This window comes from Polaromonas sp. (genome assembly GCF_030689685.1).
Taxonomy (GTDB): Bacteria; Pseudomonadota; Gammaproteobacteria; order Burkholderiales; family Burkholderiaceae_C; genus Polaromonas.
This window is the reverse complement of the sequence record NZ_JAUYEY010000048.1, coordinates 13,924-36,672: the sequence shown is the minus strand read 5'-3', so window position 1 is coordinate 36,672 and position 22,749 is coordinate 13,924. Positions and strand designations below refer to the sequence as shown.

The 22,749-nt window shown below is 62.3% G+C and carries 22 protein-coding genes; 14 read left to right on the top strand and 8 right to left on the bottom strand.

What is annotated here, in order from left to right:
- Nucleotides 1-5: 5 nt before the first annotated feature.
- Nucleotides 6-1,568, bottom strand: a complete 1,563-nt coding sequence (locus Q8O29_RS11975) for an efflux RND transporter periplasmic adaptor subunit (protein ID WP_305563070.1) — start codon at nucleotides 1,566-1,568, stop codon at nucleotides 6-8.
- Nucleotides 1,569-1,922: 354 nt separating this feature from the next.
- On the opposite strand from Q8O29_RS11975, the gene Q8O29_RS11970 reads away from it, so the two are divergent.
- Complete coding sequence (locus Q8O29_RS11970; protein WP_305563068.1) at nucleotides 1,923-2,426, top strand: GNAT family N-acetyltransferase; 504 nt, start codon at nucleotides 1,923-1,925, stop codon at nucleotides 2,424-2,426.
- A 15-nt stretch (nucleotides 2,427-2,441) separates the two neighbouring features.
- Here Q8O29_RS11970 and Q8O29_RS11965 read toward each other — a convergent pair whose 3' ends face one another.
- From Q8O29_RS11965 to Q8O29_RS11945, 5 genes are read right to left on the bottom strand one after another with little or no spacing between them, the layout of a single operon-like run.
- Nucleotides 2,442-3,623, bottom strand: a complete 1,182-nt coding sequence (locus Q8O29_RS11965) for an MFS transporter (RefSeq protein WP_371134225.1) — start codon at nucleotides 3,621-3,623, stop codon at nucleotides 2,442-2,444.
- A gap of 55 nt (nucleotides 3,624-3,678) precedes the next feature.
- On the bottom strand, nucleotides 3,679-4,386 hold the full coding sequence (locus tag Q8O29_RS11960) for an MIP/aquaporin family protein (protein ID WP_305563065.1): 708 nt from the start codon (nucleotides 4,384-4,386) through the stop codon (nucleotides 3,679-3,681).
- Nucleotides 4,383-4,883, bottom strand: a complete 501-nt coding sequence (locus tag Q8O29_RS11955) for an arsenate reductase ArsC (RefSeq protein ID WP_305563063.1) — start codon at nucleotides 4,881-4,883, stop codon at nucleotides 4,383-4,385. The genes Q8O29_RS11960 and Q8O29_RS11955 overlap by 4 nt, the downstream gene beginning before the upstream one ends.
- On the bottom strand, nucleotides 4,876-6,198 hold the full coding sequence (locus Q8O29_RS11950; protein WP_305563061.1) for a hypothetical protein: 1,323 nt from the start codon (nucleotides 6,196-6,198) through the stop codon (nucleotides 4,876-4,878). Before Q8O29_RS11950 ends, Q8O29_RS11955 begins: the two co-directional genes overlap by 8 nt.
- Before the next feature lie 14 nt (nucleotides 6,199-6,212).
- Entirely contained in the window at nucleotides 6,213-6,533 is a 321-nt protein-coding gene (locus Q8O29_RS11945; protein ID WP_305563059.1) for a helix-turn-helix transcriptional regulator, read from the bottom strand.
- Between the two features lie 52 nt (nucleotides 6,534-6,585).
- On the opposite strand from Q8O29_RS11945, the gene arsC reads away from it, so the two are divergent.
- From arsC to Q8O29_RS11900, 9 genes are all read left to right on the top strand, one after another.
- Nucleotides 6,586-7,017 (top strand): arsenate reductase (glutaredoxin), encoded by a 432-nt coding sequence (gene arsC / locus Q8O29_RS11940; protein WP_305563057.1) that lies wholly within the window; start codon nucleotides 6,586-6,588, stop codon nucleotides 7,015-7,017.
- Nucleotides 6,986-7,723, top strand: coding sequence for an arsenical resistance protein ArsH (arsH, locus tag Q8O29_RS11935; protein WP_305563055.1), 738 nt, complete (start codon nucleotides 6,986-6,988; stop codon nucleotides 7,721-7,723). Before arsC ends, arsH begins: the two co-directional genes overlap by 32 nt.
- Before the next feature lie 690 nt (nucleotides 7,724-8,413).
- Nucleotides 8,414-8,791 (top strand): RNA-binding protein, encoded by a 378-nt coding sequence (locus tag Q8O29_RS11930; protein WP_305563053.1) that lies wholly within the window; start codon nucleotides 8,414-8,416, stop codon nucleotides 8,789-8,791.
- A gap of 300 nt (nucleotides 8,792-9,091) precedes the next feature.
- On the top strand, nucleotides 9,092-11,038 hold the full coding sequence (locus tag Q8O29_RS11925; RefSeq protein WP_305563051.1) for a PhoX family phosphatase: 1,947 nt from the start codon (nucleotides 9,092-9,094) through the stop codon (nucleotides 11,036-11,038).
- Nucleotides 11,039-11,111: 73 nt separating this feature from the next.
- Complete coding sequence (locus Q8O29_RS11920; protein WP_305563049.1) at nucleotides 11,112-11,966, top strand: GNAT family N-acetyltransferase; 855 nt, start codon at nucleotides 11,112-11,114, stop codon at nucleotides 11,964-11,966.
- On the top strand, nucleotides 11,966-12,829 hold the full coding sequence (locus tag Q8O29_RS11915) for a UDP-2,3-diacylglucosamine diphosphatase (RefSeq protein ID WP_305563047.1): 864 nt from the start codon (nucleotides 11,966-11,968) through the stop codon (nucleotides 12,827-12,829). The genes Q8O29_RS11920 and Q8O29_RS11915 overlap by 1 nt, the downstream gene beginning before the upstream one ends.
- A gap of 8 nt (nucleotides 12,830-12,837) precedes the next feature.
- Nucleotides 12,838-13,908 (top strand): glycosyltransferase family 1 protein, encoded by a 1,071-nt coding sequence (locus Q8O29_RS11910; protein ID WP_305563045.1) that lies wholly within the window; start codon nucleotides 12,838-12,840, stop codon nucleotides 13,906-13,908.
- Nucleotides 13,909-13,997: 89 nt separating this feature from the next.
- Nucleotides 13,998-16,100: a polyphosphate kinase 1 gene (gene ppk1 / locus Q8O29_RS11905; protein WP_305563043.1), complete on the top strand. Its 2,103-nt coding sequence runs from the start codon at nucleotides 13,998-14,000 to the stop codon at nucleotides 16,098-16,100.
- Nucleotides 16,100-16,573 carry a histidine phosphatase family protein gene (locus tag Q8O29_RS11900; RefSeq protein ID WP_305563078.1) on the top strand — a complete coding sequence of 158 codons (474 nt, stop codon included), beginning with the start codon at nucleotides 16,100-16,102 and terminating at the stop codon, nucleotides 16,571-16,573. The genes ppk1 and Q8O29_RS11900 overlap by 1 nt, the downstream gene beginning before the upstream one ends.
- A 12-nt stretch (nucleotides 16,574-16,585) precedes the next feature.
- Here Q8O29_RS11900 and Q8O29_RS11895 read toward each other — a convergent pair whose 3' ends face one another.
- Both Q8O29_RS11895 and ppx read right to left on the bottom strand, forming a co-directional pair.
- Nucleotides 16,586-17,005: a hypothetical protein gene (locus Q8O29_RS11895; RefSeq protein WP_305563041.1), complete on the bottom strand. Its 420-nt coding sequence runs from the start codon at nucleotides 17,003-17,005 to the stop codon at nucleotides 16,586-16,588.
- A gap of 71 nt (nucleotides 17,006-17,076) precedes the next feature.
- Nucleotides 17,077-18,573: an exopolyphosphatase gene (gene ppx, locus Q8O29_RS11890; RefSeq protein WP_305563039.1), complete on the bottom strand. Its 1,497-nt coding sequence runs from the start codon at nucleotides 18,571-18,573 to the stop codon at nucleotides 17,077-17,079.
- A gap of 316 nt (nucleotides 18,574-18,889) precedes the next feature.
- On the opposite strand from ppx, the gene pstS reads away from it, so the two are divergent.
- From pstS to pstB, 4 genes are all read left to right on the top strand, one after another.
- A complete protein-coding gene (gene pstS / locus Q8O29_RS11885) occupies nucleotides 18,890-19,921 on the top strand; it encodes a phosphate ABC transporter substrate-binding protein PstS (protein ID WP_305563037.1) in 1,032 nt (343 codons plus the stop codon).
- Between the two features lie 111 nt (nucleotides 19,922-20,032).
- Complete coding sequence (gene pstC / locus Q8O29_RS11880; RefSeq protein WP_305563035.1) at nucleotides 20,033-21,013, top strand: phosphate ABC transporter permease subunit PstC; 981 nt, start codon at nucleotides 20,033-20,035, stop codon at nucleotides 21,011-21,013.
- Between the two features lie 37 nt (nucleotides 21,014-21,050).
- Nucleotides 21,051-21,905: a phosphate ABC transporter permease PstA gene (gene pstA, locus Q8O29_RS11875; RefSeq protein WP_305563033.1), complete on the top strand. Its 855-nt coding sequence runs from the start codon at nucleotides 21,051-21,053 to the stop codon at nucleotides 21,903-21,905.
- A gap of 53 nt (nucleotides 21,906-21,958) precedes the next feature.
- On the top strand, nucleotides 21,959-22,747 hold the full coding sequence (gene pstB, locus Q8O29_RS11870) for a phosphate ABC transporter ATP-binding protein PstB (protein WP_305563031.1): 789 nt from the start codon (nucleotides 21,959-21,961) through the stop codon (nucleotides 22,745-22,747).
- Nucleotides 22,748-22,749 lie beyond the last annotated feature (2 nt).

Genomic DNA, 22,749 nt, shown 5'->3' with positions numbered 1-22,749 from the left:
ACCCGTCATTGCGCCGGCGCCTGGCCGCCCGCCCGCCGCCGCTCCACGATCTTCTGCCAGCGCTCCAGCGCTGCAGCGTCACCCTGGTCGATTTTGGCCAGCAGCGACTTGCGACGCGCCAAGTCCACCGGGTCGTCCTTGACCTGGTTGAGGAAACGCTGACGCTCCTCGGGCGTGGGCCCGGCGGCGTTGGCCGAAGCGGTTGCGGTGTTTGATGGTGAAGCAGGCGCAGTGACCGCAGCCGTGGAGGAGGGCGTTGCCGATGCCGCGCCTTGCGGCGCCGGCGCACCGGCATCACTGCCGCGCGGTGCCGAGGCCGCGCCCTGCGGACGACGGCCCTGGCGGCCTGCGCCCGCGCCCGGTGCATCGCCCGGCAGCACCACACGCGCGCCGTCCTTGAGCCGGTCAGCGCCCTCGGTGATCACGCGTTCGCCGGCTTTCAGGCCCGAGGCGATGACGACCTTGTCCACAGTGGCCGGCCCGCGCTTGACCAGCCGCAGGCTGACAGTGCGTTCGGCGCCGTTGAGCACATACACATAGTCGCCGCTGGCGCCCAGGCGCAGCGCCGTCACCGGCACCACGACCGCGTTTTCAATCACCCGCACCTGCACCTGTACGTTGACGAACTGGCTGGGGAACAGCGTGAGCTTGCTGTTGGCAAAACGCGCCTTGGCCTTGACGGTGCCGGTGGTGGTGTCGACCTGGTTGTCCAGCGAGGCGAACACGCCGGTGTCCAGCACGGCGCTCCGGGTGCGGTCCAGCGCCGTGACTTTCATCTGTGCGCCCGAGGCGGCGGTTTGCTGCAGCTCGCCGATCTGGTCCTGCGGGATCGCAAACACCACGTCAATCGGTGTGACCTGGGTGATCAGCGCAATGCCGTTGGTATCGCTGGGGCTGACCACATTGCCGATGTCCACCGCGCGCAGGCCGACGCGGCCGGTCACGGGCGCAACCACACGGGTATAGCCCAGGTTCAGCCGCGCCGAGCCTTCGTTGGCCCGGTTGATCACCACCGTGCCTTCTAGCTGCTTGACCAGCGTGGCCTGGGAGTCGACTTCCTGGCGGGAAATCGAGTCCTGACCCAGCAGGGTCTGGAAGCGCTGTAGCGTGACGCGGGCGCTGTCAAGCTGCGCCTCATCGCGCTGGCGTTGGCCGCTGGCCTGCTGCAGCGCAAGCTCGAACTGGCGCGGATCGATGGTGGCCAGCAGCTCGCCAGCCTTGACCATCTGGCCTTCCTTGAACAAGACCTTCTGCATAACGCCGGATACCTGCGGCTTGACCCGTACCGTGGCCTGCGGCGTGACGGTGCCCAGCGCGTCCAGCAAGATGGGGATACCGGTTTGCTCGGCAGTGGCCACACCCACCGTGGTGGCTGGCGGGCCGCGCCGCACACCGCCCAGGCCGGCGCTGGATTCTGTGGCAGGTCGGGTGAAATGCCAGGCCAACCAGCCCATGCCGGCCAGGGCCAACACCGCGATCAGGCTGCCGATCAGCCTGGCGCGACGATTCATGCGTTGGCGGGGCGAGCTGGGGGTGCCGGCGGGCGGCGCGTCAAATTCTGGATCCATCAGCTATCCTTGGTGCCGCTGCTCAGCAGCATTTTTTTGTTGTCGCCAGGGATGTCGCTTCGGGCCGGTGGCTTGCCGCCCTCAGGTGTTGCGATCCCTGTCAGGAATTATCACTGCAAGCTTTCAGCGACAGGTGTAACGGCCGACAGGGCAGGGTAAACCTCCGGTAAAGAGGCGACTGCAGGACGGACGAGTGACGCAGCCACAGGATCGAAGCAGAGTTTGCTATGAAGTTGATAGCTGCATTTGCCCGTTGAGTATGGGCTGAGGGCCGATTTGATGCACAGGCGACGGCATGCGGCTGGGGTGCCTCGTAAAATTGCAGCTTCTCTCTTCACCCTGACAGGAGCCACCGTGACCCAGCCCGCTGCGCCCGCGCTGCACATCTGCCGCGCCGACTACCACCAGAGCAGCCACGCGGAAGCCCTGGTGCATTTGCTGGACGCCTATGCGCGCGACCCGGCTGGCGGTGGCCAGCCGCTCAGTGACTTTGCCAAAACCCACCTGGTGCAGGCGCTCGCCGCGCGGCCCCAGGCCTTCAGTGTGCTGGCGTTCGACGGCGCGCAGCCGGTTGGGTTGGTCAACTGCATCGAGGGCTTCTCCACCTTTGCCTGCCGCCCGCTGGTCAATGTGCACGACGTGGTGGTGCTGGCCAGCCACCGCGGCCAGCGCGTTGGCGAAAAGATGCTGGCCGAGGTCGAGGCCGTCGCGCGCGAACGCGACGCCTGCAAACTCACGCTGGAAGTGCTGCAGGGCAATGCGCCGGCGATCAGGCTGTATGAACGCATCGGTTTTGCCGGCTACCAGCTTGATCCGGCCCTGGGCCGGGCGCAGTTTTTGCAGAAGTGGCTGGGCTGATCAGGTCAGGTCAGGTCAGGGGCTGACTGCCGCCTTGTCACGCAGCGCCATCAGCGCCGCAAACGCCAGCGCGCCCAGCGCCGCTGAAAACCACAGGGCTGCGCCGCCGAAACGGTCCAGCGCCAGGCCGAACAGCCAGGGCGACAGCGCCTGCGCAAAACGTGCCGGCACCATCAGCAGGCCCTGGCGCGCGCCATATTCCTTCACGCCGAACAGCACCAGTGGCAAGGTGCCTTTGGCAATCGTCAGCACACCGTTGCCGGCGCCGTGCAACACGGTGAATACCGCGCCGGCCGGCACACCGACCGCCAGAAAGACCAGCGCGCCCACGCTGTGCATGGCACCCGCGACGCGGGCCGAGACCAGCGGGTGGATGTTGCGCAGCAGCCCGTATTCAAGCAGGCGGCCGGCCACCTGCGCCGGTCCGACCAGCCCGGCAAAAATCAGCGCGGTGGCCAGCGGCACGCCCTGGATTTGCAGCAGGCGCGGCAGGTGCGCTGCCATCGCGGTGCTGATGAACCAGGTCACGGCAAACACAAAAGCCAGCAGCACCGCTGTGCGGCTAGCGTTCTGGGCGCTGACTGGTTCGGAGGAGGCTTGCGCCGCTTGCGCTTCTTCAAGCGGCGCTGCGCCTGCGGCTGGTGAAGCGGGCAGCAGCAGATTCAGCGGCAACGCCACCCCCAGATGCAGGCCGGCCCAGACCCAACAGGCGGTGCGCCAGCCCCATTCGAGTTCCAGCCAGGCCGTCAGCGGCCAGCCCACAGTGCTGGCAAACCCGGCCAGCAACGTGATGCCGGTGATCGCGCCACGCGCGTCCTTTCCGTACAAATGGACCAGCGCCGCAAAGGCTGCTTCATAAAGGCCAGCGGCCATGGCCACACCGAGCACGGCCCAGGCGAGCATCATGCCGACCGGTCCCTGTGCCACAGCCAGCCCGGCCAGCCCAGCAGCAAATACAAAGCTGTTGGCGGCCAGCACCGGCCGGCCGCCGTGGCGGTCAATCAGTTTGCCGGCCAGCGGCCCCAGCAAGGCGGACACCACCAGTGCGAGTGAGAAACCGAGAAACACCGTCGGCGTTCTGATGCCCAGATCACGCGCCATTGAGGTCGCCAGCATCGCTGGCAGGTAGTAGCTCGACGCCCAAGCCAGCGTCTGGGCGATGCCCAGGCTGGTCACGGTGAGGCTGCGGTGTTGCATCATGGGCAGGCCAGGGCCGACGATGATGCCCGTGGGAAACGAGGGGTAAGGTTTGCTAGCTCGCGGTTTCGGCGGACGTCGGCCCTAGCGCACGGCTCAGCAACACGCCGACGACCGCGCCGACGGCTTCAGCGATCATAAAACCGGCCGCGCTGGCGGGCGCAATGCCGGCAAAACTGTCCGACAACATGCGGCCCAGCACGGCGGCCGGGTTGGCAAACGAGGTGCTGGCGGTGAACCAGTAAGCGGCGCCAATGTAGCAGGCCACCAGCGCCGCTGCCTTGCCGGGCGGCGCGCGAAGAATCACCAGAATCAGCCCGGCGGTGGCCACCGCTTCGGCCAGCCACTGGCCCCAGCCGCTGCGTAGCTTGCTGCTGAACTGCAACACGCTCATGTCGAACATGGCATGCGCCAGCCAGGCCCCGGCCACGGCGCCCGCGAGCTGGGCTGCTATGAAAAAGAGAGCTGCTTGCGACCGCCTGTTATGGGCTACAGGCATTTTTGACCACACAACCAGGGTCACCAGCGGGTTGAAGTGAGCGCCGCTGACCGGGCCCAGGGTTTCGATCAGCACATACAGCGTAAACACGGTGGCCAGCGTGTTGGCCAACAGGGTGATGGCGCTGTTGCCGCCCGCCAGGCGCTCGGCCATGATGCCCGAGCCAATCACGGCGCACAGCAGGGCGGCCGTGCCCAGGAACTCGGCCAAGAGGCGGTGCGTCAGGCGGGGCGGCGGGACGGCAGCAGGCGTGGGGCCGCTCATGAACGTGACAGGTCGCGCGCGGCTTGCTGCACCATGGCCCGCTCCAGCTTGTCAGGTGGTAGATTGGTCAAGAGGTCCAGCCGACGGCGTATCGTCAGCAGGGTCTGGCGAAAGGCCTCCAGCTTCTGCGCTTCATCCCCTGGTGCCTCGGACGGATCGGCATAACCCCAGTGGGCCGTGGCCGGCTGGCCGGGCCAGTAAGGGCAGACCTCGCCAGCGGCGTTGTCGCACACAGTGATGACTAAATCCATGACAGGGGAGTCCGCCTTGCCAAACTCGTCCCAGCTTTTGCTGCGCAGGCCTTCTGTCGAGATGCCGGCGTTGGCCAGCACCTTCAGGGCCAGCGGGTTCGGCTGCTGATTCTCGCGCGGGCTGCTGCCAGCCGAAAAAGCCTGGAAGCGCCCCCGACCGATGTGGTTCAGCGTGGCTTCCGCCAGGACGCTGCGGGCGGAATTGTGGGTGCACAGAAACAGGACGTTGAGGGGACGCTCAGCCATGAAGGTTCTCCGGGGCGATGGTTTGAGGGTGTGATGAAACGGGTAGCAGGGGCAGCACCACCACCGGCGAAAAGCCGCCGCCCGCCGTGCGGAAGTTGGTGGTCTGGCCGGTGTAAGTGCGGGCGGCCAGCAACTGCACCTGGCCACGGTAGGTGTAGGCGCGTATGTCCAGCTTCAGGCGCGTCGCCACGCCATCCACATCGACCAGCCTTTCGCTGGGCGGCACCAGCGCCTGGGCGATGAAGCCGCCTGCCGTGATGTGGGCCCAGACGCTTTTGGTGAGTTTGTCGCCCCGGTAGGCGGCCTTGGCGCCGTAACCCGCCACCGGTTTGAAAAACAGTTGCCGCCGCCGAGCCCACAGCGCATCGGCATGTTCTGCGGTGACCAGTTCGGTGGGCGGAACCACCGCTTGCAGCAGGCGCCGGTCTTCAGCAGATACGCCCCATGCGGCCAACAGCGCGTCGTCACCCAGCGTGATCAGGTTGCGTTTGTCTGCAAACAGCGCATGCGCGCGCGGGTGCGGCGTGAGCACCGCCGCGCCGGCCACATAGGCCGCGCGCAAGGCGGCGTGTGAGGGCTCGGACAGGCTGAAGTCGGTCAGGCGGTTGTAAACCAGGTCGATCGCCCCACCCGGCAAGGCCGGGTGCCAGAGGGCGCCGTTTTTCCATAACAGCTCGCGCGCATCGCCCACGGCAGCTGTGATGCCGTGCGCGATGAACAACTGCCGCGCCAATGCAAATTCAGGCGCCAGGTATTGCGCTTCCGGCGCATCGTCGGTAATCAGCACACTGCGCAGCGGCTGCGTGCCGCGCTGGGCCTGCCACTCGGCGCGGAACATGTCTACAAAAGTCTGGTTGATCTGCGTCAGGTCGCTGGACGCATCCATCAGGCCCTGCATCGGCTCACAGCACTCACGGTGGGCACGCGCCAGTGCGGCATTCAGCAGCGCGCCGCCTGCGTTGGTGTTGATCTCGATCAGCATCGGACCGTCTTCACCCAGGTGAAAGTCGTAACCCATGAAAACGCCCGCAGGGCCAAAGTTGTGCTGGGCGGTTTCCGGGGCATGGGCCAGCGCCAGTTGCTGGTAGGCGGGCAGGGCGACCACGCGCTCGATGGCTGTAATGGCCTGGCCCAATGTGGCGCGCATGCCAGGGTCCACAAACACAGCGGTTTCAGAAAACAGGTGCGGGTGGGTGGTGGCCAGCCCGTCCAGCATGCCTTGCAGGCAAGGGTCGGTTTCAAGCTGCTTGCGCAAGCGCTCCGGGCTCAGGGTGCGGCACAGGCAGCCCAGGTTCAGGGTTTCGGCAAGGTTCATGGTCAGTAGCTGGCTCAGCAGGTCACGCCGCAGGCTTCGCCCTGACAGCAGTGCTCGGTCAGGTAGCCCAGCAGGGCCGTCATCTGTTCAAAGTTGGCGCGGTAAATCAGGTTGCGGCCACGCGGCTCGCTGCTGACCAGGCCCGAATGCGCCAGTTCTTTCAGATGAAAAGACAAGGCGCTGGGCGCGACTTCCAGCTTCTCGGCAATCGCGCCCGGCGTCAACCCGGCTGGCCCGGCCACCACCAGCGCGCGGAAAGTGCGCAGGCGCTGGGCTTGCGCCAGGGCAGCCAGTGCTTTGACGGCGGCGGCTTCATCTATCAGAGTTGTTTCCATGATTCAAATATAATTGAATTATTGAAACAAGGCAATTGCAGAAAAAAAACCGATGGCCGACATCACGATTTACCACAACCCGCAGTGCGGCACCTCGCGCAACACCCTGGCGCTGATACGCAACAGCGGCGCTGAGCCAGAAGTCATCGAGTACCTCAAAACACCGCCCAGCCGCGAGACGCTGGTGCAATTGATTGCGGCCATGGGCATGCCGGTGCGTGACGTGATTCGGCACAAAGGCACGCCGTATGCCGAGCTGAAGCTGGACGACCCGGCGCTCAGCGACCAGCAGTTGATAGACGCCATGCTGGCCCACCCCATCCTGATGAACCGCCCCATCGTTGTGACGCCGCTGGGCACCCGGCTGTGCCGGCCGTCCGAAGCCGTGCTCGACATCCTGCCGGCGCAGCAGCAGGGCGCTTTCACGAAGGAAGACGGCGAGCAGGTCATCAATGACAAAGGTGAACGTGTTGCCGGCGCTTGAAGACCTCCCCAACCTCGACAAGGCTTTGTTCGCGCTGCCCACGGCCAGCGCGCTGCAGGCCTTCCGGCCATCGGCCCATGCGCCGCGCATTTTGCTGCTCTACGGCTCGGTGCGCGAGCGCTCTTACAGCCGCCTGCTCAGCGAAGAAGCCGCACGGCTGCTGCAGGCCATGGGAGCTGAAACAAAAACCTTTGACCCGCGCGGCCTGCCGCTGCCCGACGACGCACCCGACAGCCACCCCAAGGTGCAGGGGCTGCGGCAACTGGCGCAGTGGGCCGAAGGCATGGTCTGGACATCGCCCGAGCGCCACGGCGCCATGACCGGCATCATGAAGTCGCAGATCGACTGGATTCCCTTGACGCAAGGCGCGGTACGCCCGACCCAGGGCAAAACCCTTGCGCTGATGCAAGTCAGCGGCGGCTCGCAGTCCTTCAACGCGGTCAACCAGTTGCGCGTGCTGGGCCGCTGGATGCGCATGTTGACGATTCCCAACCAGTCCTCCGTCGCCAAAGCTTTTCTGGAGTTCGACGACGCCGGGCGCATGAAGCCTTCTGCCTATTACGACCGTGTGGTGGACGTGATGGAAGAACTCGTCAAGTTCACACTGCTCACGCGCGACGTGTCGCCGTATCTTGTTGACAGGTACAGCGAGCGCAAGGAGAGCGCCGAGGCGTTGTCGAAGCGGGTGAATCAGCGGGGGTTGTGAGTTTTATGAGCCGAATCGGGCTCTGGCCCACGTTGGATGGTCGTGTTCAGCTATTGAATTCATAGCTAAAGACGCTGCCATTTCGTGGGATCGAGGTCCCTGCACGTCATCCCGCCCCCCGCCAGTTTCAGCGGGCGCGCAAACAGCATATCGGCCTTCGTCAATTCTGCTGTGACGACCCTGTGGGAAACCACCAGCGCCTGGCTGGGACCTTCCGTCAATCCATTGACCGGTTTTTGTACGCGACTGGCACGGTGACCCCTGCGGCGGCGCTCCAAAAAAGCAGACAGCTGTCTCTTCTTGTCACTTCGACGATCAAGGGCATTCGGCAGCTTCCCGCGAAACGCGGTGATTAGGATTTGCGGTGGTTATTCGAGAAAAATTGATCGGATGCCCTTGACTGACGGGGATAAGCAGCTATTAAAATCATAGCGATTTTTTGCCAAAACCATTCAAAACAAGTGCAATCTGCCCCTTTGAGCCGCGCCTCGGCCCGCTTTTCTTGCTCTTTCGGAGAAAGTAATGTAGTGCTCCGGCGTTTCCTAACGCATAATCGGGGGGTGTCGGTGGCAAATACACCCGCACAAGTTAGGTGATCGGTCAGTTTCGCGCGCTACGGCGGTACTTCTTTGGTTTGTTGTGCTTTCGGGACTCCATCGCTTTTGTTTTATGTATTTTTGAGGAATCCCTATGGGCAATAAACTTTACGTCGGCAACCTGCCATACACGGTTCGTGACGAAGACCTGCAACAATCTTTCGGTCAGTACGGCTCTGTCACCAGTGCCAAAGTCATGATGGAACGTGACACTGGTCGCTCCAAAGGTTTCGGCTTTGTCGAAATGGGCAACGATGCCGAAGCTCAAGCCGCAATTGCTGGCATGAACGGCCAGTCCCTCGGCGGTCGCAGCATCACTGTGAACGAGGCCCGTCCGATGGAGGCACGTCCTCCACGTAGCGGTGGCTTCGGCGGCGGTGGTGGTGGTGGTGGCGGCTACGGTGGTGGCGGCGGTGATCGTTCCGGCGGTGGCGGTTACGGCGGTGGCGGCGGCGGTCGCGGCGGCTACTAAGCCCTGCAACCCAGCCGTCTCAGCCTTGTGCTGAGACAAAGCCAAAAAGGCTTCAGAACTTCGGTTTTGAAGCCTTTTTTCTTTGGGTCGGCGAAGTTGCGGTCAAAACTGTTGCAGCTCAAGGGTTTTTTGAGTATTTTTGGCCTCCAGCCCATATCCAGCTTGATCGGCAAGCTATGAATTCAATACCAATTGACCGGTGTCGCCAGTTGTCATCAAACCGCCATCAAACCGACATGAACACGTCACCCCCCGATTCCAGAATCTCCGCATCAACTCAATCACGATGGAAGGTAATTCATGGGTCAAGGGTTTGGCAAGGCTTACGAGCCGGAAGAGGGCGTCAACACGGCGGGCAATCCGTTCATCCATGAGGTAGACGGCGGGCGTCGTCATGTGCTGCGCTGCACCTCGGCGGCGGTGGCGCTGCTAATGGGTTCGCACACCTTGACCGGCCATGCCGCTACGGCCGCCAAAGGCAAGCCGCTGGGTTTCACCGGTGTGCCAGTGTCCCGCGCCGACGTGCTGGTGGTGCCACCGGAATACGAGGCCCAGGTGCTGTACCGCTGGGGCGACGCTACCGGCATCGCTGGTGCGGTGGCTCCGGTTTTCGCCGCCGATGCCTCGAACAGTGCGAACGACCAGTTGCTGCAATCGGGGATGCACCACGACGGCATGGAGTATTTCCCTCTGGACAAGAACCCGCGCCACGGCCTGCGGGCCATCAACCACGAGTACACCGACGACGGCCTGCTGCACAGCGACGGCATGAAAACCTGGACGGCTGACAAAGTGCGCAAGTCGCAGGCGGCGCACGGCGTGAGCATCATCGAGGTGATTGAGCGCGGCGGCGTCTGGCGAGTCATGCCCAACTCGCGTTATGCGCGCCGCATCACCGGCAACACGCCCATGCTGTTCAGCGGCCCGGCCGCCGGGCATGCGTTGCTGAAAACTGCGGCCGATCCCGAGGGCATGCGCCCGCTGGGTACGTTGAACAACTGCGCGGCCGGCCAGACGCCCTGGGGCACCTTCCTGACCTGCGAGGAAAACTGGAACGGTTATTTCGCGGCCGCCGACAAACCCGCGCCCGACGAGTTGCGCTACGGCCTGCGCAGCAAGGGCTTCGGCTACCGCTGGCACGAGTTCGACGAGCGTTTTGATGCCGTGAAACACCCCAACGAACAAAACCGCTTCGGCTGGGTGGTGGAGATCGATCCGCAGGACCCGACCCAGACCCCGATCAAGCGCACGGCGCTGGGCCGCATCAAGCACGAAGGCGCCACCACTACCCTGAGCCGCGACGGACGCGCCGTGGTCTACATGGGTGATGACGAGCGCTTTGAATATGTCTACAAGTTTGTCAGCCGCGACAAGGTCAAACCCGGCGGCTACCGCGCCAACCGCGAGTTGCTGGACCACGGCACGCTGTACGTGGCGCGTTTTGATACCCAGGGTTTTGGCCGCTGGTTGCCGCTGGTGCACGGCGAGGGCGGCTTGAACGCCGCCGCCGGTTTTGCCAGCCAGGCTGAAGTGGTCATCAAGTGCCGCCAGGCTGCCGATGCGGTCGGTGCGACCAAGATGGACAGGCCCGAGTGGGTGGCGGTGCACCCGAACACCGGCGAGGTCTTTCTGACGCTGACCAACAACAGTGCGCGCGGCCAGGGCGGCCGCATGGCAGATGCCGCCAACCCGCGCAATGACAACATCATGGGCCACATCATCCGCTGGCGCGAGGGTAAGGGGCAGGGCGGCTCCGGCATGTTCGACGGTGATGCCAGCGCGACCGAGTTCCGCTGGATGCACTTTGCACTCGCCGGCGACCCGAACGCTGGCAAGGCCGAGTACCGCGGCAGCATCAAGGGCGACATGTACGGTAGCCCCGACGGCCTGCAGTTCGACGCCAGCGGTCTGCTTTGGATCCAGACCGATGTATCGACCTCGGCCATGCACAAGGGCGCTTACGCTGACATGGGCAACAACATGATGCTTTGCGCCGACCCGGCGACCGGCGAGACCAAGCGTTTTTTGACCGGTCCGGCTGGCTGCGAGGTCACCGGCGTGACCTTCACGCCGGATCGCCGCGCCGTCTTCATCAACATCCAGCACCCCGGAGAAACCGCCAGCGAGCGTGGCGATCCAGCCAATCCCAAAGCCGTGAGCCACTGGCCCGATGGTCCGGCGGGCGGGCGACCGCGCTCGGCGACGGTGGTGATCCGCCGCAAAGATGGCGGCACTGTCGGTACTTGATTTTTTAGCCCCGACTCAGGGGCTTTTTTACAGCGTTTTAACCTGGTTCATCGAAAGACAACAAGGAGTCATCATGAAAGAACTGCCCAACCCCACTTTTGCACTGTCGCCGGTCGCCCCGGCGCATTTTTCACGGGGGTTACTTCATCAAAGCTCTCATGCACCCCTTCCAGCCGTTGTTCAAAGGCCTGCCCTGGGGAAAATCCAGGTCGGCTGGGCCAGGCACCAAGACGAGGTCCGGCAGGCACAGCGCCTGAGGTACCAGGTCTTCGCGACCGAGATGGGCGCCACGCTGTCCGGCGCGTTGCCTGGCCATGACATCGACCTGTTTGACGACTTCTGCGAACACCTGCTGGTGCGTGACGAGGCCAGCCAGGAAGTCATCGGCACCTACCGCGTGCTGACGCCGGCTCAGGCCAAACGCGCCGGCAGCACGTACAGCGACACCGAGTTCGACCTGACCCGCCTGCGCTTTCTGCGCCCACGCATGGTCGAGCTGGGCCGTAGCTGCGTGCATACCGACCACCGTCACGGCGGCGTGATCCTGGCGCTGTGGGGTGCGCTCGCCGAGTTCATGGCGCGCAACCAGCTCGACACCATGATCGGCTGCGCCAGCATCCCGATGCAGCACACCGGGGCTTCCTCGGGCCAGGCAGCGGCCAGCATCTGGCGGCAGGTGCGGCAAACGCATCTCGCATCCATCGAATACCACGTCACGCCACGCCTGCCGCTGCCGGTGGATCGCCTGGACGATTCGCTGGATGTGGAGCCGCCAGCGTTGATCAAGGGCTACCTGCGCCTGGGTGCCAAGGTGCTGGGCGCACCGGCCTGGGACCCTGACTTCAATTCCGCCGACCTGCCGATGATGATGCGCATCGCTGATCTGCCAGTGCGGTATCGCAAGCATTTCTCCAGCAAGGGCGACTGATGCGCACGCTGTTCGACAAGCTGGGCCCGCTCAACCATGGCCCATCGCCTGATGATGCGGACGACCATGACGATCTGGCGCTGCGCAAGCGTTACCGTTGCATCTTCATCTCCGACCTGCACCTGGGTACGCCTGGCTGCCAGGCTGCAGCGCTGTTGGACTTTTTGAAGGCTCACCCCAGTGACTACCTTTACCTGGTTGGTGACATCGTCGATGGCTGGCAACTTCGGCGCAAATGGTACTGGCCGCAGTCGCACAACGACGTGGTGCAAAAGCTGCTGAAGCGCGCCCGCAAGGGTTGTCGCGTGATTTATGTGCCGGGCAACCACGACGAGTTTGCGCGTGAATTCATCGGCCACCAGTTCGGCGGCATCGAAGTGCTGGACGAGGCTGTGCATATCACCGCCGACGGCCGCAGGCTCTGGGTGGTGCACGGCGACTATTTCGATGCCGTGGTGCAATGCGCCAAGTGGCTGGCTTATGTGGGTGACAACCTGTACGAGTTCACGCTCAAGCTGAATCGCCACCTGAACAGCTTGCGCGCGCGCTTGGGCCTGCCTTATTGGTCGTTGTCCGCTTACCTCAAACAAAAGGTCAAAAGCGCACTGAATTACGTGACCGACTTTGAGGTGGCCGTGGCCAACGAGGCGCGTCGCAGAGGCCACCAGGGCGTGGTTTGCGGCCACATCCACCGCGCCGAGATGCGGGACATCAACGGCGTGCTGTACTGCAACGATGGGGACTGGGTTGAAAGCCGCACCGCGTTGGTCGAGCACTACGACGGCACGCTGGAGTTGCTGCACTGGGCGCCAGCCCACGAGACTCAGGGCTGCGGGCACATCGCCGCCACCGTCGCCGCGTGAGGCCACCCATGAAGATCGCGCTGATTACCGACGCCTGGCAACCCCAGGTCAACGGCGTCGTCACCACGCTGGTGGAGCTGGTGCATGAGCTCGAAAAATTTGGCCACCAGGTCGAGGTGATTCACCCCGGCCTGTTCAAGACGCGGCCTTGCCCCGGTTATGCTGGCATCGACTTGGCGATTCGCCCCAAGGTGCTGCTGGGCGAAAAGCTCGAGGCGCTGCAGCCCGATGCCATCCATGTGGCGACCGAAGGCCCGCTCGGTTGGGCGGCGCGCGGCTACTGTATCCGGCATGGTCTGCGTTTCACCACCGCGTTTCATACCAAGTTTCCGGAAATCCTGAACGCCGCTTTGAGAATCCCGCTGTCCTGGGGTTATGCGCTTTTTCGACATTTCCACAGAGCCTCGTCAGGCGTGATGGTGCCGACCAACGGCGTGCTGCGCATGCTGGAGCAGCGCGGCTTTCGCAAGCTGCGCAGTTGGACGCATGGCGTGGACACCCGTTTATTTGCCTTTCACCCGCAGCCGCGCCTGTATCCGCCGCTGGGCGCACTGCCCAGGCCGGTGTCCCTGTTTGTCGGTCGGGTGTCTTATGAAAAAAATATCGACGCCTTTCTCAAACTCGACTTACCCGGCACCAAGCTGGTTTGCGGTGTAGGGCCGCTGGAAACGTCGCTGAAAGAGCGCTACCCAGGGGTGCGCTGGCTGGGCGTGTTGCCCCGTGACGTGCTGGCTGGCGTTTATGCTGCAGCTGATGTGTTTGTTTTTCCTAGTAAATCCGAAACCTTTGGCCTGGTGATGCTGGAAGCCATGGCCAGCGGCACGCCGGTTGCAGCCTATCCCGTTGACGGGCCCTTGGAGGTGCTGGGCACGCAGGGCGGCGCTTGTCACGGCGGCGTCATGCATGCCGACCTGAAGCAGGCGTGCGACGGCGCGTTGGCGATTCCGCGTCATGAAGCGCGTGTACGCGCGCTCGATTTCAGTTGGGCGCACGCGGCGCGGCTGTTTGAAGGCCACCTGGTGCCGGCTCGTGACAAAGCCAATGTTGGGCTGCTTGCAGCAGATGCCCTGACGGGATGAGGGCTTTGCCGCCTTTTTGTCACACGTTTGTCATCTGGATGGACAACACTGGCAACATGTCAGTTTGATTACAAAAATTACCAACCCGCATGTTTCATCCAACCGTCTTGCCCGCGCACGCCACTCCTGCAGCCCTGAAGTTTTTGGACCGCGACCACAGCATTCTTGCTTTTAACGAGCGGGTGCTGGACTGGGCCAAGCGCGCGGATGTTCCCTTGCTTGAGCGCCTGCGCTTTTTATGCATCGTGTCTTCCAATCTCGACGAGTTTTTTGAGGTTCGCGCAGCGCTGCACTTGACGGCAGCGCAGGCCAATGAGCACAAGGGCGCTTACACAGCAACTTCCTTTGAGGCGCTGGCCGGGGCCGCGCATGACATGGTGGCGCGGCAGTACGCCTTGTACAACGACGAGCTGATGCCGCTGTTTGAAAAGCAGGGCATCAAAATCGTGTCGCATGGCGACCGCAACACCGCGCAGAGGCAGTGGGTCCAGGCCTATTTCGAGCGCGAGGTCAGGCCGCTGCTGATTCCGGTTGGGCTGGATCCTTCGCACCCGTTTCCGCAAGTGGCCAACAAGTCGCTCAACTTCATAGTCCGGCTCGGTGGGCACGATGCCTTTGGTCGCGAGAACGACATCGCCATCGTCAAGGTGCCGCGTGTCTTGCCGCGCCTGATTCGCATGCCCGACAAGGTCTCGGGAAAATACACCTGTTTTGTGTCGCTCTCCAGCGTGATCCGCGCGCACCTGAGCGAGCTGTTTCCCGGCCGCGATGTCGGGCAATTCTCGCAATTCCGCGTGACGCGGCATTCCGACCTGGCGGTCGACGAAGACGACGTGAAAAATCTGCGCACGGCACTGCGCCTGGGTCTGGAGCAGCGCCACTACGGCCAGGCGGTGCGGCTGGAGGTGTCGGCCGGTTGCTCCAAACACTTGTCGGACTTTTTGCTCGGCCAGTTCAACCTGCCGGAAGCCTCGCTGTACCGGGTACATGGCCCGGTCAACCTGGTGCGCCTGACCCAACTGGTGGATCTGGTCAATGACCCGCGCCTGCTGTTTCCGCCGCACAAGGGCTGCTACCCGACGCAACTGGTGCCGGGCGAGTCATTTTTTGAGCGACTCAAACGCGGCGATGTCTCCATCCATCAGCCGTTTGAAAATTTTGACGGCGTGCTCGACTTTCTGCGCGAGGCGGTCAACGACCCGCAGGTGCTGGCGATCAAGCAGACGATTTACCGCACGGGTACCGATTCCGAAATGATGGTGCTGCTGCGTGAGGCGGTGCGGCGCGGCAAGGAAGTCATGGTGGTGCTTGAGCTCAAGGCGCGCTTCGACGAGGAAGCCAACATCAACTGGGCCGAGATGCTGGAGTCGATAGGCGCGCAGGTGGTGTACGGCGTGGTAGGCCTCAAGACCCATGCCAAGATGCTGCTGGTGACACGCCGCGAAGGCCAGCACCTCAAGCGCTACGCCCATCTGTCTACCGGCAACTACAACCCCAAGACGGCGCGCCTGTACACCGACATCAGCTACCTGACCGCCGACCCGGCGCTCACCGCCGACATCGACAATGTGTTTGTGCACCTGGCCAGCCAGAGCAAATTGCCCAAGCTGAACCGGCTGTGGCTGGCGCCTTTCCAGTTGCACAAAAAGCTGATCGAACGGATTGATGCGTTGGGTGAAGTCGCGGCGCAGGGCAAGGACACGCGTATTGTCGCCAAGATGAATGCGCTGACCGATGAAGCCCTGATGCTGGCCCTGGTGCGTGCTGGCCAGCGTGGCGTCAAAATCGATCTGGTGGTTCGCGGCGCCTGCATGCTGCCGGCGCAGGTGCCGGGTGTTACCGACAACATTCGCGTGCGCTCCATCATTGGCCGCTTTCTTGAGCATTCGCGGGTTTTCTATTTCCGCTGCGATGGGGAAGAAACGCTGTATCTGTCGAGCGCCGACTGGATGAACCGCAATATGCTCAGACGGGTGGAACTGGCCTGGTCGGTCACCGACCCGGACCTTCGCCAGCGCATCATCGACGAATGCCTGGTCGCTTACCTGCATGATGGCGTGGATGCATGGGATTTGCAGCCCGATGGCACTTATCTGCGCGTCCAGGCGACGGAGTCAGTTCCGAGGCACGGCGCCCAGGCGGCGTTGATGGCACGTTATTCGGTCGGCAGGTCCGCAATGAGCGGGGCGTGATGGATCTGATTTTGTGGCGTCATGCGGAGGCCGAAGAATGGCTGCCTGATGATGCCCACAGTGTCAGCGACCTGGAGCGTTCACTGACTCCACGGGGTGAAAAGCAGGCGGCTCGTATGGCCGGTTGGCTGGATCGCCAGTTGCCAGAGCGCACCCGCTTATTGGTCAGCCCGGCGCGCCGCTGCGAACAAACGGCGCTGGCGCTGGGACGCAAATACAAGATACGCGCTGAACTCGGACCCGATGCGCCCCCCTCCCAGTTGCTGGAGTTGGTTCAGTGGCCCAGCAACAAGCTACCGATCCTGGTGATTGGCCACCAGCCCACGCTGGGGCAGGTGATTTCACAGTTGCTCGGCTTGCGGGAAGAGGAGTGCGCGGTCAAAAAAGGTGCACTCTGGTGGCTGCGCCACCGCGATCGCGAAGCTGGCGCGCAGACCGTGGTGGTCACGGTGCAGTCGCCGGAGCTGCTTTAGGCGCAGTCCCGGTCAGGCCGCAGGCCGGCCGGTCTTGATCGTGGGCACGTTGTTCAGCGCTGTCAGAAAAGCGGCATCGGGCATTGCGGCCAGCGTCTTGATACCGGCGCGCAACAATTCGCTTTTTTTGACAGGGTGAGCCAATCCAGCGGCGCGCTGCTTGAGCGCTTCAAGCACCACGTATTCTGGCTTGGGAATGGTGAAGCTGTCGCGAACCAGCTTGGGCTTTTTGGCTTTGACCGGTTTTTCGGTCTTGGGCGCCGAAACTGGTTTGGCGATTGGTTTTTTGGCCTTGGGGTTTGTGCGGGCTGTTTTGGCTGTGCCGGCTGGCTGCACAGGGGCGGGGGCTGCGGCAGGTTTTTTCAGCGCTGCCTTCTTGGCCCCCGCACTGGATTGCTTGCGGGAGACGGGTGGTTTTTTTGCAGTTGCCATATAAGGATCTTTCTGGTTAAACGGTTTATACAGTTTATACCGTTAGTATCTGCGCCGTCAAACCGTGCACTTCAGGGGCTGGCCACAATCAGCGTCCATGGCGTTTTTTGCCAAGCCAGCACTTCTTCGCGCAGCAAATGCGCCGACTGTGGGTAAGCGGTCGCCCAACCGGTGCGGCAGCCCAGTACAAACCGGTGGATGCCGGCCGCAGCTTCGATTTGCATGCCCCTGAGATCCGGGTCGCGGCGCGCATGACACAGGATCACGGCGAGCCGCAGGCACAGCAACTGCTGCACAAACACCTGGTCTTCAAAATCGGCTTCGAGCTTGCGCAGTTTGCCGCGGTGGCCCAGCACCAGCAGGCTCAGCCGATGCAGTTCGGGCAGCGAAAAGCCGGGCGCGTCGGCGTTGTCCAGAATGTAGGCACCGTGCTTGTGGTAATCGCTGTGTGAGATATGGCTGCCAATTTCATGCAACTGCGCCGCCCAGTCGAGCTTGCGTTGAAAGCGGGCCAGTTCAAGTGGAGTCAGGGCGGCGCTGGCCTGCTGAAACATGGTTTGGGCTGTTTTCCTGACGCGATGGGCCTGGGCCGCATCGACCTCAAATTTTCGGGCCAGCCGCTGCACCGTGGTGGAGCGCAGGTCCGTGGTGTCCTGCTCGCGGTCCAGCAGGTCGTACAGCACGCCATGGCGCAAGGCGCCTTGCGCTGCCTGCATCTGTGTGATGCCGAGCAAATCAAACACAGCCCTGAGCACGCTGATGCCACCGCCTATCACGGCGCGCCGGTCGTCTTTCATGCCGTCGAGCTTGAGGCGGTCCGCGCTTTGGGCTTTGAGCAACCGGTCCAGCAGCCAGTCCAGCCCTTCTCGGGTCACCAGGCCTTGCGGCCAGCCTGCGGCGCCCAACACGTCGGCGACAGCTCCCACGGTGCCAGAAGAGCCGTAAGCGATTTCCCACCCCCCGGACGGGTAGAGGTTGAGTGCTTCGTCAAGCACAGCCTTGGCTGCGACCTCGGCCGCCGCAAAGGCGCGGGCAGTGAACTGGCCGTCCGAAAAATACTTCATGGACCAGGCCACGCTGCCGACGCGGTAGGACTCCATGACCAGCGCGTCCAGGTCCTTGCCCAAAATCATTTCGGTGGAACGCCCGCCGATGTCGATGACGAGCCGACGCTCGCTGGACTGCGGCAGCAGGTGGGCCACGCCCTGGTAGATCAGGCGTGCTTCCTCGCGGCCAGAAATCACGTCGATGGGAAAACCCAGCACTTGGTGCGCGGACCCCAAAAATTCGTCGCGGTTTCGCGCTTCGCGCAGCGTCTGCGTGGCCACCGCCCGGACTTCGCTATTTTTGAAGCCGGCCAAACGCTCCCCGAAGCGCGCCAGGCAATCCCAGCCTCGCTGCATCGCTTCCGGCGTCAGGTTGCGGTCACCGTCCAGGCCATTGCCCTGGCGCACGGTTTCCTTGAGGTATTCGGTGCGGTGAATCCGCCCGTTGTCAAGGCGGCCTATTTCAAGGCGAAAGCTGTTGGACCCGAGGTCCACCGCAGCGAGGCGAGTTCCATTTTGCATGTGTGAGCGGCTGTTGGGGGCACAGCCAGCATAGCATCCGCGTGCAGGGCTCATGCCGGGACGTGGATCGACGGGCAGGGCGGTTGGAAGAGAACGTGTCATCAGGGCGCGACAAAATTTGGCAGTATGCAACGCTCTTGTGGCCAGGCTGTGAACAGACGCCCAAACTGGGCGGCCGCCAGGTGCTCACTGCGAAGCCGTGTATGACGAAATTGTGGAATTGGCTCCGGATTTTTCACGCAATTGTCACGCACCTGTCACATTGTGCTTCTAAAGTACGGGCTGTGAATTCGTTTATCCAACCGTAAGGAGCCTCATGAAACACAAGCGCACTTTTCTCAAGGCAATGGCCGTCGCGGCTTTCGCCACCTTGGGCATGGGTTCCGCCCTGGCCGCTGACATCACCGGCGCCGGCGCGACCTTCCCCTTCCCTATTTACGCCAAGTGGGCTGAAGCCTACAAAAAGGCAACCGGCACTGGCCTGAACTACCAGTCCATCGGTTCGTCGGGCGGTATCCGCCAGATTCGTGCCAAAACCGTGGCCTTTGGTGCCACCGACGCGCCGGTGTCCGGCGCCGACCTCGACAAGGACGCCATGGTCCAGTTTCCAGCCATCATCGGCGGCACTGTGCCCGTGATCAACCTCGAGGGCTTCAAGCCAGGCGAATTGCGCGTCACCGGCCCCGTGCTGGCCGAAATGTTTCTGGGCAAGATCGTCAAATGGAACGACGCCAAGCTGGTGGCCCTGAATCCGGGCAAGACATTGCCTGACCAGAACATCACCGTGGTGCACCGTGCCGACGGATCGGGCACGACCTTCAACTGGACCGACTATCTGACGGTGGTCAGCAAGGAATGGGCAGACACCGTGGGCAAGGGTGCTGCCGTGAAGTGGCCTGCACCATCTTCCGTCGGAGGCAAGGGCAACGAAGGCGTGGCCGCCAACGTGAATCGCGTCAAAGGCGCGCTGGGCTATGTGGAATACGCCTACGTGAAGAAGAACAAGATGAATTTCCTGCAGCTACAAAATGCCGATGGCAAGTATGTGAGCCCGGATGATACGGCGTTTGCCGCTGCTGCAGCGGGCGCTGACTGGTTCAGCGTACCCGGCATGGGCGTCTCCATGGTCAATGCCAAAGGCGCAAGTAGCTGGCCTGTGAGCACAGCCTCTTTCATCCTGATGTACAAGGACCCGGCCGATAAAGCCCAGTCTGCCGAGGTGTTAAAGTTCTTTGATTGGGCTTTCAAGAACGGTAAGGACATGGCTGCTGAGCTTGACTACGTGCCGTTGCCAGATGCATTGACTGCCCAGATCCGCACCAAGGTGTGGTCGCAAATCGCGAAGTGAGTTGAACTAATCCTGAAATGACATCCGCCGGCTGGCATGCGCTGGCGGCAGATGTCGGTTTATCAGATTGGATGACCTCACATGGGAGTCAAAATGAGCGTGGAAATCACCATGAATCCGCTAAATGTGCCTGTCGAGATTGCCAACCCCAACATGGCGTCGATTGCCAGACGGCAACGGTTTCAAGATATTCTGTTTCACCGCGTCACCCAGAGCTTTTCGTTGCTGGTGCTGATCGCCCTTGTGGGCATCATCGTCTCCCTGTTCATCAACGCCTGGCCCACGTTTCAGAAGTTCGGCTTCAACTTCATCTGGCGCGTTGAATGGGACATCATCAACGAGGAATTCGGCGCGGCGATTGCCATTGTCGGCACCATCGCTAGCGCCGGTCTTGCCATGCTGATTGCCGTGCCGCTGGCTTTTGGCATCGCGCTGTTTCTCACGGAAACCTGCCCCGTCTGGCTGCGTCGCCCGCTGGGCACAGCGGTGGAGCTGTTGGCGGCGGTGCCGTCGATCATTTACGGCATGTTCGGCCTGTTTGTGTTTGCGCCGCTGTTCGCCGATTACTTCCAGATGCCGGTGCAGCAATTGTTGGGCGGTATGCCTCTGGTGGGCTTTCTGTTCGGCGGCAGTACCAACGGTTTTGGCATTCTGGCCGCCGGCATTGTGCTGGCTTTCATGGTTCTGCCGTTTGTAGCTGCTGTGATGCGCGACGTGTTCGAGATCGTGCCGCCCATCCTGCGTGAATCGGCCTACGGTCTGGGATGTACCACCTGGGAAGTGGTCAGCCGGATTGTCCTGCCCTACACTCAAAAGGGCGTCATTGGCGGGATCATGCTCGGTTTGGGTCGTGCCTTGGGTGAGACCATGGCGGTCACTTTTGTGATAGGTAACGCCAATCGCATGCCGACTTCGTTGTTCTCGCCCGGCACCTCGATCGCCTCCACGCTGGCCAACGAGTTTGGAGAGGCGGCTGACTTCCATCTTTCCACGCTGTTTGCGCTGGGCTTTCTGCTCTTTGTCATCACTTTCATCGTGCTTTCGCTCGCCAAGATATTGATGCTGCGCGCCGAAAAAGCCAAGGGCATTTGAGCCCGCTTGCGCCACTCCAAAAAACCGGGAAGCCTTGATGAAATTCAATCAACAACTCTACACTACCCGCAGGCGCTCCAACGCCATCGGGCTGACCCTTTCGATGGGCGCCATGGTGCTCGGTCTGGTCGTGCTGCTGTGGATTCTGAGCGTGCTGTTTGCCAACGGCTTTGCTGCGCTGGACTGGAACATGTTCACTCAGTCCACCCCGGCGCCGGGCAGCGAGGGTGGCGGTCTGGCCAACGCCATCGTGGGTAGCCTGATGATGGTCGGCTTCGCAGTACTGGTGTCGACGCCCATCGGTGTCTTTGCCGGCGTGTATTTGGCCGAGTACGGTGACCGGAGCAAGACGGCCGAGTTGACACGTTTTGTCACGGACATCATGCTTTCCGCCCCCTCGATCGTGCTGGGGCTGTTTGTGTACGCCATCGCAGTGGCCACTGTGGGTAATTTTTCCGGGTGGGCTGGCAGCTTGGCCTTGTCTTTGATTGCAGTGCCGGTGGTGGTGCGCACCACCGAAAACATGATGCGTCTGGTGCCCGGCAGTTTGCGTGAAGCGGCTTTTGCGCTAGGCGCTCCTCGCTGGAAGGTGGCCACGCTGGTCACGCTGCGCGCTGCCAGAAGCGGCGTGTTGACTGGTTTGTTGCTCGCGGTCGCCCGCATGAGTGGGGAAACCGCCCCGCTGTTGTTCACCGCGCTTAACAACCAGTTCTTCAGCATCAACATGGGCGCGCCCATGGCCAACTTGCCGGTGGTGATCTTCCAGTTTGCGCTCAGCCCCTACGACAACTGGATACGTCTGGCCTGGGGAGGCGCACTGCTCATCACTCTCTCGGTACTTGTGCTCAATATCGTTGCACGCGTGTTCCTGCGTGAGAAGACGTCGGTTTGAGCCGCCGTCCTCCGTTGCTCAAAACTTTGCCCTTTCAAGACCTGGACTTAACCATGCCCGATATCCCCCCAGCCGCTGTCCAAGCAAAAAAAAACGCACTTGAACTGCGCAAGCTCCATTTCTTTTACGGAAAATTTCAAGGCCTCAAGGACGTTAACCTCAACATCGAGGAACGCAAGGTCACGGCTTTCATCGGCCCGTCGGGTTGCGGCAAGTCCACCTTGCTGCGTACGCTCAATCGCATGTACAGCCTTTATCCTGGGCAGCGCGCCGAAGGCCAGATCAACTTCTATGGTCAAAACATCCTGGATCCCAAGCAGGACATCAATCTGCTGCGCGCTCGCATCGGCATGGTTTTCCAGAAGCCCACGCCGTTTCCAATGTCGATTTACGACAACATCGCCTTTGGCGTGAAGTTGTATGAAAATTTGAGCAAGGGTGAAATGGATGACCGCGTGGAGTGGGCACTGTCCAAGGCGGCACTGTGGAATGAGGTCAAGGACAAACTGAGCCAGAGTGGCCTGTCCCTGTCCGGTGGCCAGCAGCAGCGCCTTTGCATCGCACGCAGTGTGGCGGTCAAGCCTTCGGTGCTGTTGCTCGATGAGCCAACTTCCGCGCTGGACCCGATCTCCACCGGCAAGGTGGAGGAGTTGGTGCATGAACTCAAGCAGGATTACACGATTGCCATCGTCACACACAATATGCAGCAGGCGGCGCGCTGTAGCGACTACACCGCGTACATGTACCTGGGCGAACTGATCGAGTTTGGCGAGACCGACCAAATATTCCTCAAGCCCAAACGGCAGGAAACTGAAGACTACATCACAGGAAGGTTTGGTTGATC

Bases quoted from the DNA above. Each gene is read 5' to 3' on its own strand.
- Q8O29_RS11975 (WP_305563070.1), bottom strand. From the start codon at position 1,568: ATGGATCCAGAATTTGACGCGCCGCCCGCCGGCACCCCCAGCTCGCCC.
- Q8O29_RS11965 (WP_371134225.1), bottom strand. From the start codon at position 3,623: ATGCAACACCGCAGCCTCACCGTGACCAGCCTGGGCATCGCCCAGACG.
- Q8O29_RS11960 (WP_305563065.1), bottom strand. From the start codon at position 4,386: ATGAGCGGCCCCACGCCTGCTGCCGTCCCGCCGCCCCGCCTGACGCAC.
- Q8O29_RS11955 (WP_305563063.1), bottom strand. From the start codon at position 4,883: ATGGCTGAGCGTCCCCTCAACGTCCTGTTTCTGTGCACCCACAATTCC.
- Q8O29_RS11950 (WP_305563061.1), bottom strand. From the start codon at position 6,198: ATGAACCTTGCCGAAACCCTGAACCTGGGCTGCCTGTGCCGCACCCTG.
- Q8O29_RS11945 (WP_305563059.1), bottom strand. From the start codon at position 6,533: ATGGAAACAACTCTGATAGATGAAGCCGCCGCCGTCAAAGCACTGGCT.
- arsC (WP_305563057.1), top strand. From the start codon at position 6,586: ATGGCCGACATCACGATTTACCACAACCCGCAGTGCGGCACCTCGCGC.
- arsH (WP_305563055.1), top strand. From the start codon at position 6,986: ATGACAAAGGTGAACGTGTTGCCGGCGCTTGAAGACCTCCCCAACCTC.
- Q8O29_RS11930 (WP_305563053.1), top strand. From the start codon at position 8,414: ATGGGCAATAAACTTTACGTCGGCAACCTGCCATACACGGTTCGTGAC.
- Q8O29_RS11925 (WP_305563051.1), top strand. From the start codon at position 9,092: ATGGGTCAAGGGTTTGGCAAGGCTTACGAGCCGGAAGAGGGCGTCAAC.
- Q8O29_RS11920 (WP_305563049.1), top strand. From the start codon at position 11,112: ATGAAAGAACTGCCCAACCCCACTTTTGCACTGTCGCCGGTCGCCCCG.
- Q8O29_RS11915 (WP_305563047.1), top strand. From the start codon at position 11,966: ATGCGCACGCTGTTCGACAAGCTGGGCCCGCTCAACCATGGCCCATCG.
- Q8O29_RS11910 (WP_305563045.1), top strand. From the start codon at position 12,838: ATGAAGATCGCGCTGATTACCGACGCCTGGCAACCCCAGGTCAACGGC.
- ppk1 (WP_305563043.1), top strand. From the start codon at position 13,998: ATGTTTCATCCAACCGTCTTGCCCGCGCACGCCACTCCTGCAGCCCTG.
- Q8O29_RS11900 (WP_305563078.1), top strand. From the start codon at position 16,100: ATGGATCTGATTTTGTGGCGTCATGCGGAGGCCGAAGAATGGCTGCCT.
- Q8O29_RS11895 (WP_305563041.1), bottom strand. From the start codon at position 17,005: ATGGCAACTGCAAAAAAACCACCCGTCTCCCGCAAGCAATCCAGTGCG.
- ppx (WP_305563039.1), bottom strand. From the start codon at position 18,573: ATGCAAAATGGAACTCGCCTCGCTGCGGTGGACCTCGGGTCCAACAGC.
- pstS (WP_305563037.1), top strand. From the start codon at position 18,890: ATGAAACACAAGCGCACTTTTCTCAAGGCAATGGCCGTCGCGGCTTTC.
- pstC (WP_305563035.1), top strand. From the start codon at position 20,033: ATGAATCCGCTAAATGTGCCTGTCGAGATTGCCAACCCCAACATGGCG.
- pstA (WP_305563033.1), top strand. From the start codon at position 21,051: ATGAAATTCAATCAACAACTCTACACTACCCGCAGGCGCTCCAACGCC.
- pstB (WP_305563031.1), top strand. From the start codon at position 21,959: ATGCCCGATATCCCCCCAGCCGCTGTCCAAGCAAAAAAAAACGCACTT.